Source organism: Mesorhizobium sp. M7A.F.Ca.CA.002.15.2.1, assembly GCF_003998715.1.
GTDB classification, from domain to species: domain Bacteria; phylum Pseudomonadota; class Alphaproteobacteria; order Rhizobiales; family Rhizobiaceae; genus Mesorhizobium; species Mesorhizobium ciceri.
In genome coordinates this window covers 1-12,325 of record NZ_RZPI01000080.1, presented here as the reverse complement: position 1 = coordinate 12,325, position 12,325 = coordinate 1, and the positions used below count along the sequence as shown (strand labels likewise).

Annotated in this window: 10 protein-coding genes; 2 read left to right on the top strand and 8 right to left on the bottom strand. The window is 63.3% G+C overall.

What is annotated here, in order from left to right; translation table 11 throughout:
* Positions 1 to 474, top strand: a 474-nt coding sequence (locus tag ENZ74_RS07535; RefSeq protein ID WP_164760967.1) for an NAD-binding protein, incomplete at its 5' end; no start/stop codon positions are given.
* 327 nt (positions 475 to 801) lie between these two features.
* On the opposite strand, the gene ENZ74_RS07525 is transcribed toward ENZ74_RS07535, so the two are convergent.
* From ENZ74_RS07525 to ENZ74_RS07490, 8 genes are all read right to left on the bottom strand, one after another.
* Complete coding sequence (locus ENZ74_RS07525; protein ID WP_063170256.1) at positions 802 to 3,237, bottom strand: FAD-dependent oxidoreductase; 2,436 nt, start codon at positions 3,235 to 3,237, stop codon at positions 802 to 804.
* Positions 3,238 to 3,430: 193 nt separating this feature from the next.
* On the bottom strand, positions 3,431 to 3,676 hold the full coding sequence (locus tag ENZ74_RS07520) for a cytochrome c oxidase assembly factor Coa1 family protein (RefSeq protein ID WP_244514305.1): 246 nt from the start codon (positions 3,674 to 3,676) through the stop codon (positions 3,431 to 3,433).
* A 6-nt stretch (positions 3,677 to 3,682) separates the two neighbouring features.
* Positions 3,683 to 4,048: a hypothetical protein gene (locus tag ENZ74_RS07515; protein ID WP_063168189.1), complete on the bottom strand. Its 366-nt coding sequence runs from the start codon at positions 4,046 to 4,048 to the stop codon at positions 3,683 to 3,685.
* A gap of 142 nt (positions 4,049 to 4,190) precedes the next feature.
* Positions 4,191 to 5,570, bottom strand: coding sequence for an aspartate aminotransferase family protein (locus tag ENZ74_RS07510; RefSeq protein ID WP_013531202.1), 1,380 nt, complete (start codon positions 5,568 to 5,570; stop codon positions 4,191 to 4,193).
* Between the two features lie 48 nt (positions 5,571 to 5,618).
* Positions 5,619 to 5,759 carry a capsid protein gene (locus ENZ74_RS07505; protein ID WP_082826679.1) on the bottom strand — a complete coding sequence of 47 codons (141 nt, stop codon included), beginning with the start codon at positions 5,757 to 5,759 and terminating at the stop codon, positions 5,619 to 5,621.
* A gap of 68 nt (positions 5,760 to 5,827) precedes the next feature.
* Positions 5,828 to 7,900 (bottom strand): prolyl oligopeptidase family protein, encoded by a 2,073-nt coding sequence (locus tag ENZ74_RS07500; protein ID WP_063168190.1) that lies wholly within the window; start codon positions 7,898 to 7,900, stop codon positions 5,828 to 5,830.
* Positions 7,901 to 7,966: 66 nt separating this feature from the next.
* Positions 7,967 to 9,139 (bottom strand): MFS transporter, encoded by a 1,173-nt coding sequence (locus tag ENZ74_RS07495; protein ID WP_063168191.1) that lies wholly within the window; start codon positions 9,137 to 9,139, stop codon positions 7,967 to 7,969.
* A gap of 144 nt (positions 9,140 to 9,283) precedes the next feature.
* Positions 9,284 to 10,459 (bottom strand): MFS transporter, encoded by a 1,176-nt coding sequence (locus ENZ74_RS07490; RefSeq protein ID WP_027160489.1) that lies wholly within the window; start codon positions 10,457 to 10,459, stop codon positions 9,284 to 9,286.
* A gap of 252 nt (positions 10,460 to 10,711) precedes the next feature.
* Here ENZ74_RS07490 and ENZ74_RS07485 point away from each other — a divergent pair, with 252 nt between their 5' ends.
* Entirely contained in the window at positions 10,712 to 12,289 is a 1,578-nt protein-coding gene (locus ENZ74_RS07485; RefSeq protein WP_024501293.1) for a trimethylamine methyltransferase family protein, read from the top strand.
* The last annotated feature ends 36 nt before the right edge of the window (positions 12,290 to 12,325 follow it).

The following is a 12,325-nucleotide window of genomic DNA, read 5'->3' as shown; positions in this document are numbered from 1 at the left end:
GATGATGCCTTCGCTGCCGCCGAGCCGATCCTGAAGCCGATGGCCGGCCGCATCGTCCATTGCGGCGGCGACGGCGCCGGCCAGGCAGCAAAGATCTGCAACAACATGATCCTCGGCATTTCGATGATCGGTGTCGCCGAAGCCTTCGTCCTGGCCGAAAAGCTCGGCCTGTCGCATCAGGCGCTGTTCGACGTCGCCTCGACCTCGTCGGGCCAATGCTGGTCCTTGACCACCTACTGCCCGGTGCCCGGCCCGGTGCCGACTTCGCCCGCAAACAGGGACTACAACCCAGGATTTGCAGCCGCCTTGATGCTGAAAGACCTGAAATTGTCCCAGGAAGCCGCGCAAGGTGCGGGTGCTGTAACGCCGCTCGGTGCCGAAGCGGCTCAGCTTTATGCCTTGTTCAACGCCCAGGGACATGGCGGCGTCGATTTCTCCGGCATAATTAATTTTCTCAGGGGTAACCCGGCGTAACCCACGGATTTGGCGGATTTTTCCGGTTTCCTTCGGTGGAAAAAATGAAAATTTAGATTTGCTTAAGCTCTCGATAACTCCGCGGTAACGATGTCCCTATAAAACGGACTGTGAGGCGGACATCTCATCCGTCCGGCGCTCCGGATCAGGTCTCGCGTACCGGAGCCCGTAAGTTTCGACAAGTGCCATAAGTTTCGCAAAGTGTTTGCGTAGCGAAGCGCCATGCGTATCTGGCAAAACCGCGTTCCCGATGGAGCGCGGTTTTTGCGTTTTACCCTGCAGCACGGTTGAGACATCGATGAACCGGAAACTGTACTCCGGGATACCTCACATGCGCCCGCGGGCGCCTTCCGGATCATAGGGCGAGTCGGCGATCACCTTTGCCGCGCGGCGCTCGCCGAGGATCGAAACCTGGAGCTCGGTACCGGGCGACACAAGTTCCAGGGGCAGCAGCGCAAGTGCTATGTCGTGACCAAAAGTGTAGGAATAGCCCGCCGAGGTGATGTGGCCGACGAGCTCGCCTTCGCGGTAAACGCCCTCGAAGGCGAATGCGCTCGCACCATCCGTGTCGATCGACAGTGTGGCGATCCGGCGTGTAACCTGCTGCTGTTTCGCGACCAGTGCCGCCCGGCCGATGAAGTCCCTGTTGTCGAGGCTGATGAAGCGCTCGAGGCCGCTTTCCCAGGCGGACAATTCGGGGTTCATATCGCGGTACATGGCCCGGTAGGATTTATCGAGACGAAGCGATTCCAGCGCTTGAAGTCCGACCAGCCTCAGCCCGTGTGCCTCTCCCGATGCCAGAAGCGCATCCAGCAAATGCCGCTGGTAGCAGAGTGGATGATAGAGCTCCCATCCCAGCTCACCCGAATAGTTGACACGCAGCAGCCGTACGTCGCTGGCCATGCCGACGGTGCTGGACTGTACGCTGAACCATGGGAAGGCCTCGTTGGAGAGGTCGATCTCCGTCAGCGGCTGCAGTATGTCGCGCGCCTTCGGCCCAACCACCGTGAAGCTGCCGCGATCCTCCGTGACGTTGCGCAGATGCACGCTGCCGTCCTTCGGCAACAGCCGGCCGAGATCGTCAAGGTTCCAGCGTTCGGCGCGCGGCGTCGATATGAGATAGAACAGGTCGCTCTGCAGCCGCGCCACCACATACTCGGCCTGCACGCCGCCGGTCGGCGTCAGGTGATGGGCAAGAGCGACACGACCGGGACGCGGCAGTCTGTTGGCCAGGATTCCGTCGAGCCAGCCCTCGGCGCCCGGCCCGCCGACCTCGAACTTGGTCATTGGTGTCATCTCGACCAGACCGCCGGCGTGGCGGACAGCCTGGACCTCTGCGGCGACGTGGTTCCCCTTGGGGGTCCAGCGCCAGCTGTAGACATTGCGCGCCTCGACACCCGCGGGCGCAAACCAGCTCGGCATCTCCCAGCCGTTCAACACGTCCCATACCGCGCCAAGCTGACTTAGGCGGTCATAGGACGGGGCCGTTTTCTGCGGTCGCGCCGCCGGCATGTCCTGGCCCGGATAGTGCTGTACGGCGTGGGTGCCCCAGGCTTCCCGGACCTTGGCCCGGGTCCAGTTCTTGTTGGCGTATCGGCCGAACCTGCGGGGATCCAGCTCCGCCGTGTCGATGCTGTTGCCACCCTCCACGATCCGTTCGGAGAGGTAATAGCCAATCGCACCGCCCCAAAGGATGCCCCCCGGCACCCCTTCGGCGAGCCAGACATTCTCCAGGCCCCACGCCTGCCCCATCAGCGGCAGCTCATCGGCCGTCATCTGGAAAGGTCCTCGCACATTGCGCTTGATGCCGGCGCGCCCGAGCGCGGGAACCAGTTCGGTGGCGCGCTCCCAGTTCCAGGAAACGGCATCGAAATCTTCATCGAGCAGATCGGCGCCGAACCATTCCGGGACACCGTTTTCGGCGAACAGCTTGAGCTGCTCGGTACGCTCATAGGGACCGAACATCAGCCCGTCTCCCTCTTCGCGCAGATAGCCCTCGTAACCCTCGTCCCTGAGGATCGGCATCTCCGGAAGACCAAGCCGTTTGCGTTCCACGATTTCGGGAACCGCCTCGGTGATCCAGTACTGGTGCAGGATCGGGATCGCGGGAATGTCCAGGCCCAGCATGGCGCCTGTCTGGCGTGCGTAATTGCCTGTTGCAAGGATGACATGTTCACAGACGATCTCGCCGCGTGAGGTTTTGACCCTCCACTCGCCGCTCGGCATCCGCTCGAAACCCACGACCTCGGTATCAAGATGGATCTTCGCGCCGAGGTCGCGTGCACCCTTGGCCATGGCCTGGGTGACATCGGCGGGTGCAATGTGGCCGTCATCGGGATGGTAGAGGGCACCCAGCATGGTGTTGTTGTCGAGCAGCGGCCAGATCTCTCGCGCCTCCGCGGGCGATACGATCCGGGCCCGCACTCCCTGGACCTCGGCAACGTCCATGTAGCTTCTGTACTCGTCCAGCCTGTCGCGCGTGTTGGCAATGCGCAGTTGCCCGCATTTGTGCCAGCCGACGTTCTGGCCCGTCTCCGCCTCCAGGCCTTCATAGATCGCGATCGATCTGGCGATCATGCGGCCGACATTGCGGCTGCGCGCGTAAGAGGGGATGAGCCCCGCGGCATGCCATGTCGAACCGGCCGTAAGCTGTGTTCGCTCCAGCAATGCCACATCGGTCCAGCCGCGCTTTGCCAGGCCGTAGAGAATGCCGGCGCCCACACAGCCGCCACCGACCACGACCGCACGAAAGGAACTCACCATATGCGCGTGCCCTTGTCTGAAATTGCCACCGGTCCACATGAACGCATGCGCATACTGTCAGACAGCATCCGGCTTTTCAGCATATTTCCTTGTCTGGAACGCTGCAGTGGTCACCCGACTGTTGGGCCACGAAGCCGGCCGAACTGTCAGCTGTCGCGCCCGCGTTCAGGCCGCTTTTTTGCGTTTTGCCTAGCTATATTCCGATTGCAGCATTCGGGATCGGGACATGATCTTCGTTGATCAGCACGATCGGCGCATCGGCTCCCTCGACCCTGACGACCAGCAGGCGCAGGCTCCACGTGCCGGCTGTCCGGACAGCCGTCGAATAGGCCGTGCCCTTGCCCCTGGCGCCGTGGACCGGAATGCCGAACTGGGCGTCACCAGCCCCATTCGCATCGACGTTGAGATGGCCGCCGACCCAGAAACTGTCGGTTTGCAACCCCGGTCAGGTCTTGTTGGACAGCCGGCGAAAATTCGCTTTCACGGCACGGCTTGCCGGCTTCAGCGCGGCGCTGATCGAGCGCTCCGCCGCAACCCCGTTGAACAGCGATGGCGTGCGGCCGGAAAAGACTTCCGGCCAGAACCGCGACGCCGATTGCAGGAAAGACATTTGCGCCGCAAACGCGCCTTCGGCCATAGCGGCGGTCTTCTCGTTGACCGCACGCGCCGTCTCCGTACTCCATGGCTGGCGGCTCCCGCCATCCATGGCCATCAACGGCAGCCGCATCATCGCCACCAGCGGCGCCAGCATCAGGTCGCCGCTGATGCTGGCCGCTTCTCGCGTCCGTCGGCTCTTGCCGGTTTCTCTCATGGAAACAAACCCCTTGTGGCGGCCGAATCAGCCGCTGCCCCACACACTACGCGCTTGTGATGGAATTCGTTCCCTCGCCGCTTCGGCATGGTCTCAAGGCTGGGCGCGCCCGCCGAAGAGCGCCCAGCCGAGGGGTCGAGTTCTACCGCTTGCGAAGATCGGCTTGCGCCAGATCCAGCGCCTTCGAGATGCGGTCGCAGGCCATATCGATCGTATCGCGGGTCCAGATCAGCGGCGGCGACAGGATCATCGTGTCGCCGGTGGCGCGCAGCATCATGCCATTCGTGATGGCGTGATCCCGCACGGTTACCGCCGCACTTCCAGCCGGCAGGAACCGCTCCTTGGTCGCCTTGTCCTTGACGATCTCGATCGCGCCCATCAGTCCGATCGAACGGACCTCGCCGACCAGATCATGTCCGGCAATGCGCTCCTGCAACGCCTTGGCGAAGTAAGGGCCGGTGTCGTTCCGGACGCGGTCGACCAGCCCTTCGCGCTCGATGATCTCGAGGTTCTTCAGCGCCACGGCGCAGGCCACCGGGTGCCCGGAATAGGTGTAGCCATGGTTGAACTCGCCGCCCTTCTCGACCAGCGTCGAGGCGATGCGGTCGCCAACCAGCAATGCCGACAGCGGCTGATAGCCCGAGGTCAGCGCCTTGGCCGTGGTGATCGTGTCTGGCTCGATGCCGAGTGTCTGTGCGGCAAACCATTCGCCGGTGCGACCATAACCGGTGATGACTTCGTCCAGCATCAGCAGGACATCGTATTTACGGCAGATGCGCTGCACTTCCGGCCAATAGCTCGCCGGCGGTATCTTCACGCCGCCGGCTCCCATGATCGGCTCGCCGATAAACGCGGCAACCTTGTCGGCGCCGGCTTCGAGGATCGCCTCCTCGACAGCCCCGGCCGCGCGCAGACCGAAATCATGATCGCTCTCGCCAGGCAGCGCCAGCTCATAGGCATAGGGCATCATCACATGGACGATGTTGGGCACCGCACCGTTGAGCTGCTTGTGCATACCATCCATGCCGCCGAGCGAGGTGCCGGCAACGGTCGAGCCGTGATAGGCCATCTTGCGCGAGATGATGCGGTTCTTCTCCGGCTTGCCCTCCAGCACCCAATAGTGGCGCACGAGGCGCAGCGCGGTGTCGTTGGCTTCCGACCCGGAAGAGCCGTAGAATACCTGGTTGACGTGCTTCGGCGCGATCTCCGCCAGCTTCTTGGACAGCAGCACTGGCGTCGGCGTCGAGCATTTGAAGAAGGAGTTGTAGTAAGGCAGTTCCTTCATCTGGGCATAGGCGGCCTCGGCCAGCTCGTCACGGCCATAGCCGATGTTGACGCACCACAGCCCGGCCATGCCGTCGAGGATTTCAGCCCCCTCGGAATCGTAGATGAAAGGGCCGTTGGCATGGGTGATGATGCGCGACCCGGCCCCGCGCATTTCCTTGTGGTCGGTGAACGGATGCAGATGATGCGCGGCGTCGATCTGCTGAAGCTGCTTCAGCGAATAATTCTGATAGGTCATGTCTGATCTTCCCTCTGGATTCTATCCGGCCAAGCCGGGGCGAATGCTTCAGAGGCAGAGAGGTGGCGAATAGCCGATGCGGGCACACAGCCGCAAAAGCTCGGCGCGCAGCGTGCGCGGTGACGGCGTCACCGCGACCCGCAATGCGCGAGCCTCAAATGCGTCAATCAACGTCCTGACGAGAGCCATGGAAGCCACCTTAGAGCAAAGGCTGCTCGAGGAGAACCACCCTTTGCTTGGCCCATAACTGAATGACTCTAGGCCTTGGCTGTCAGCGCCCTTTGCAGGAAGACATATTTCATCGCCGTCTGCGCCGCCTGCGGCCGGCGGTCGCCACGCCCGCCATGGCCGCCCTCGGTCTCCTCGAAGAACAGCGTCCTCGCATGGCCGGCTTCCTGCAGGCGGGCGGCCATCTTGCGCGCATGGCCGGGATGGACCCGATCGTCAGCGGTCGATGTGGTCAGCAGCACAGGCGGATAGGCGGCAGCGGCGTCGACATGCTGGTAGGGCGAGTAGGCTGAAAGCCACTTCGCGTCTTCGGGTTTCGACGGATCGCCATATTCGGCCATCCACGAGGCGCCAGGCGGCAATTCGGCGTAACGCAGCATGTCGAGCAGCGGCACCTCGATGATGACGGCGCCGAAAAGCTCGGGATGCTGCGTCAAGGAAACGCCGGTCAGCAAGCCGCCATTCGAACCACCCTGGATGCCGAGCGAGCTTGCTGTCGCGATGCCGCGCTTGACGACGTCCTGCGCGACCGCTGCGAAATCGTCGAATCCGTTCTGGCGATTGCCCTTGAGCGCCGCCTGATGCCAGGCTGGGCCGAACTCGCCGCCGCCGCGGATGCATGCCTGCACATAGGCATTGCCTTTCTCCAGCCACAGCTTACCACGCACGCCGGCATAGCCGGGCAGCAGCGGCACTTCGAAGCCGCCATAGCCGTAAAGCAGCGTCGGCACCGGACCTTTCTGGTCGCGCCGCCTGACGACGAAATAGGGGATCATCGTGCCGTCCTTGGAGCGCGCCTCGAACTGTTCCGAGATCAGCGGCGAGGCATCGAAACGCGCCGGCTGCGACTTCACGGTGGCGAGCGTCTCGCCATTGTCGTCGGACCAGATGATCGAACTCGGGGTCAGGAAATCGGTGAAGGAGAAGGAGACACTCGAGCCGAACTGCTCGGCATGACTGATGCCGACATTGCCATTTTCGGGCAGCGCCACCGGTTTCAGCGACCAGTTGCCATCCATGCGCTCGCAGACGACGACTTTGCCGCGCACATTGTCCATCAGGCTGACGAACAGCCGGTCCCGCGTGCGGGCAATGCCGGCTATGGAAACGCGATAGGCCGGCTCGAACAAGGTTTCGACAGGCCCGATCGCGCCGGTCTCGACCCAGCGCGCCAGGTCCAGCGAATAAAGACCGTCGGGCTTGCAAACCGTGTCGTCGGGCGCCGTCCATGCACTGCGCACGCCGAACACGAGCTGATCCCTGAATATTGCCGTATCGGTCATGTCGTCCGGTAGCGGCAGCTGTTTGTTTTCGCCGGAAGGCAGCCGAAGGAAGATGTGCGAAGCGAAGAAATTCAGCGTTCGAGCCAGGACCAGATAGCGTCTGTCACCGTCGTACTCGACAGCGGCACCAACGGCGAGATCCTCTTTCTGCGCCTCGAAGATCGGCGTTGCGTCTTCCAGCTTGGTATCGCGCTTCCACAGCTTTATGATTCGCGGATAGCCGGACTCGGTCTTGTCGGCCTCGTCGAAAGCGGCCGAAACAATCACGGTGTCCTTATCCAGCCAGCTGAAACCCGACTTGGAAGCGGGTGCACGAAACCCACCCTCGACAAACGACTTGGTCGCGATGTCGAATTCGCGCATCTCGCTGGCGTCGCCGCCATCCGGCGACATCGAGACAAGGCAAAGGTTGAAGTCGGGATAGAGCCGGCTGGCGCCGCCAAAAACCCATTTTATCCCTTCCTCCGCCGCAAGCTGGTCGAAGTCGATGATCGTTTCCCAGTCGGGCTTCTCGGTCTTGTAGGAAGCGACGGTCGTGCGGCGCCAGAGGCCGAGCACATTGGTCTTGTCCTGCCAGAAATTGTAGACATGGCCGGCTTTTGCCGCGCCGACCGCGATGTTGTCCTCGGCCGTCATCAGGTCGAGCGCGGTCTGGAACGACGCCTGATAGGACGGATCGCCCTGCAATTCGCCAACCGTGATCTCGTTCTGGCGATGTACCCAGTCCAATGACTGCTTGGCTGTCCTGTCCTCCAGCCAGAGAAAGGGATCGTCGGTCGTGGGGGCGGAATTCGGCGTCTGGGTGGCAGGCTTGGTCATGAGGTCTCCGATAAACGCGTTGCTTTGAAAAAGCCAACGCCGACAGGCCGTCGATATTCACCATGTTCAGCGCACAATTGAGGCTTTCCGCCGACCAGCGAGGCTCGCAATGGCCAGCGCCAGGCACAGCAGCCCAAGCGTGATCGGCAGTCCGCCGGCGCCCATAACATCCATGGCGCCCCCCGCCAGCGGCGGCACGGCGATGCCGCCGACCCCCCACATCAAGGAAAAGGCCGCATTGCCGGCGACCAGTGCGGAGCCGGTGAAGCGTTCGCCGAGCTCGATGATCGACATTGTGTAGATGCCGTAGGAAACCGCGCCCCAGACAAAGATCATTGGCCAGATCAGCGGCGACTCGATGAGAAGCGGAAGCAGGACGCAGCCGAGCACCGTGATCGCGACGCAGGCAAGCCGCACCAGGCGCGCGGAAAGCCTTTCCGCCAAAAGGCCGAGCGGCACCTGCATGGCGATGTTGCCGGCGATCATCACCGACAGCAGCGCCGACATGCGGGTTTCGGTGATGCCGTGATGGGTGCCATAGACCGGCAGCAACGCCAGCGCACCCTGTTCGAAGCCGGCGGCGACTATGACGGCGAACAAAAGCAGCCACGCCAGCGGCACGAAACCCAGGACGGAAACCTGGTGCCCGGCCTCGTCGACCTTGGGCAAACGCGGCAGCACCGAGGCCAGGCAAATGCCACACAGCACGAAGGCGAAAATGCCGACGAGGAAGGGCGGCCAGCCCTCAGTGCCGACTGCAAGCAGGCACAGTGGCCCGGTCGCGAAACCGGCCGAGATGATCGTCGAATAGACACCCATGACGCGGCCGCGTCGGGCCGGCGGTGCCAGCGCGATCACCCAGATCTCGCTCAGCACATAGAGCGGATTGGTCACGACGCCGATCAGGAAGCGCAGGGGAAACCACAAATAGACATTTTGCGTCCAGCCGATCAGCGCCAGCACGACAGCCGAAAGGGCCGCACAGGTGAGCGCGGTGCGCCCTGCCCCGAATCGGCGGGCCAGCGCCGGGATCAACGGCGATAACAGAATGAAGCCAATCGGCGTCATGGCCGCCGACAAGCCGATCATCGCTGGCGAAACGCCCTGGCGCTGCAGGATGAAACTCAGCAGCGGATAGGACAACCCTTGCGCGATGGCGAACACCGAGACGGTCGCGATCACACCGGTGATCGCCGCCCATTGCATCGTCTCGTCCTTGTTCGATTCAACCAAATTCATGTACGCACCGCTGTCGGGCTGCAGGATTAGCGATTGAGTTGCGCAGAGGTAAGCCCCTGGCGGGCGAAAACTGCTTGCTCCAGACAGTGCCTGTCAGGAGGCTGGGCCTGTCAGGAGGTTGGGCCTGTCAGGAGGTTGGGCTTATCAGGAAGCTCGGCGCATGGATGAGCGGTACAGCGCGAACATCACCAGCACCGCGTCGAGAGCGGCAATAACCACCGGCAGCCCAAGTGGGCCGATGCCTTGCATGAGCAGGCCCGCACCGGGTGGGCCGACGATGCCACCAACGCCCCACATCAGCGCAAAGGCAGCGTTGCCGGCGACCAGCACAGAGCCCTTGAACCGGCTGCCGAGTTCGACCAATGCCATGGTGTAGACGCCGTAACCGACCGCGCCCATCACCAGCAGCACCACCCAGATCAACGGCGTTGTGATCAGCAGAGGCAGCAAAAGCGCGCAAACGGTTGTTGCCAGTGCGCAGACGATGATCATGGCGCGGCCGCCAAAACGCTCCGCCAGAAGGCCGAGTGGTATCTGCAGCAGGATGTTGCCGAGGGAAAGCGCCATCACCAGCGAGGCCAGAACGGCTTCCGCCAGGCCATAGCTGGCGCCGAAGACCGGGACCAGCGCATAGGTGCTCTGCTGGACCGCCGCCGAGACAAGCACGGCAAGCAGCAGCGCCGGCGCCATTTTGGCAAACCCGACAAGGCCGCTGGCAGGCTGGCCGTCATCCTCGAAGCCGGTGAGCTTTGACGAGACGGCGTGCAGGATCACCGCGCAGAGCGCGAAGCCGGCGACGCCGACCATGAAAGGCGCCCAGCCCGACGTACCGAGCAGGGTCAGCGCGAATGGTCCGGCGGCATAACCGGCGCCCATCAGCGTGTTGAACACGCCCATCACCCGGCCGCGCCGCGACGGCGGTGCCAGCGACAGCGCCCACACCTCGCCAAGGATATAAAGCGGATTGATGACCACGCCGATGATGAAGCGGATGACGAACCACGCCACCCAGTCCTGCAGATAGCCGATGCCCAGGAAGCAGAGCGCGCCGATCAGCGAGCAGCCGACCGCCAGGTTGCGCCCGCCGACCAGCCGCACCGCCGCCGGCACGAAGGAAGCCGACAGGATCAGCCCGAGCGGCATCATCGCCGCCGACAGGCCGATCAGCGCCGGCGACATGCCTTGCTTCTGCATCAGCAATGTGAACAGCGGCGAGCTCAGCCCTTGCGCGGCGCCAAACATGGCAAGTGCCGCGGTGACGCCGGCAAGCGCTGCCCATTGCGTTCCTGCTTCGCCTTCGCTCGAGCCGGTCGCGACCATGCTGCCATCCAGATGAACTGCTGGCCATCAGGCCGGCAAGCCAAGTAGCTATCGGTTCGATCCCCGGAAGGAAAGGGCCGGCCACCGAAATCCGCTTGCTCCAACGCGGCAACCTGATCAAGCCGATGTCGCGGCCGGGCACCTGCCGTTCCGGCATGTCGCTTCCCTCGCCCTAGTGGTCGTCGCCTCCGCAATGGCCGGACAGCCGCCGGTCCATTATGCCGCCCGCTATCGCATCCCACGAGGACCATCATGACCGCCGCCCTACAACCCTCAGAACCGGCATTGGCCACCGACCGCGCCCGTCGCGGCGGCCGCGCTGGAAAGCGCGCCGGCGGCTCAGCCGCGTTCGAGCAGCCGGCTTTTCGCCAGTTGAAGAACCCGCTGGCGCCAACCAGGCTGGTGTCCGACGACGAGCTGGAATCGATTCACCTCGCTTCCCTGCGCGTGCTGCGGGAAATCGGCGTCGACGTGCTGCATGATGAGGCCCGCAGCATCATGAAGGCGCATGGCGCCGACGTGCGTGACGGCTCAGAGCGGGTGCGCTTCGACAGCGACATGATCCTCGACCTGGTGTCGCACTGCCCGTCGGAATTCACCATCCATGCCCGCAATCCTGCGCACAATGTGCGCTTCGGCGGCAACAATGTGATCGTCTCGATGATGGCGTCGGCGCCCAATTGCTCCGACATCGATCGCGGCCGCCGGCCCGGCAACCAGCAGGACTACCGCAACTTCCTCAAGCTCGCGCAGATGCACAACATTCTGAACTGCACGGGCGGCTACCCGGTCGAGCCGACCGATATCCATCCATCCGTCCGCCATCTCGAATGCATCCGCGATCTCAGCGTGCTCACCGACAAGGTGTTCCACATCTATTCGCTCGGCAAGGAGCGCAATGTCGACGGCATCGAGATCGCCAGGATCGCGCGCGGCATCAGCCACGAGCAGATGCTCGAAGAGCCGTCCGTCTTCACCATCATCAACACCAATTCGCCGCTGAAACTCGATGTGCCGATGATGGAAGGCATCATCCAGATGTCGAGCAAGGGCCAGGTCGTCGTCGTGACGCCGTTTACCCTGTCGGGTGCGATGGCGCCTGTCACCATCGCCGGCGCACTGGTGCAGCAGAACGCGGAGGCGCTTGCCGGCATCGCCTTCGCCCAGATGGTGCGCAAGGGCGCCCCCGTCGGATATGGCGGCTTCACCTCCAATGTCGACATGAAGTCCGGTTCACCGGCGTTCGGCACGCCGGAATACATGAAGGCGCAGCTCGTCGGCGGCCAGCTTGCCCGCCGCTACAACATCCCCTACCGCACCTCCAACACCTGCGCCGCCAACACGGTCGACGCGCAGGCGGCTTATGAAAGCGTGTTCTCGTTGTGGGGCGCCATCCAGGGCGGCGGCAACCTGATGATGCATGCCGCCGGCTGGCTCGAAGGCGGCCTGCGCTGCTCCTACGAGAAGACCATTCTGGACATCGACCTGCTGCAGATGGTGGCCGAATTCCTGACCCCGCTCGACCTTTCCGAAGAGGCACTCGGCTTCGACGCCATCCAGTCGGTCGGCCCCGGGGGCCATTTCTTCGGCACCCAGCACACGCAGGACCGCTACAAGACCGCCTTCTACTCGCCGATCCTCTCCGACTGGCGCAATTACGAGACCTGGGCGGAAGCCGGCTCGCCGACGGCGCTCGAAAAGGCCAACAAGGTCTGGAAGGAGCGGCTGGCGTCCTATGAGGAGCCCTACATGGACCCGGCCATCCGCGAGGAACTCAACGCCTTCGTCGCCAAGCGCCGGTCCGAAGGCGGCGCGCCGACCGATTTTTGATCGGCAGTATTGTTGATGAACGGTCGACCCCCACTC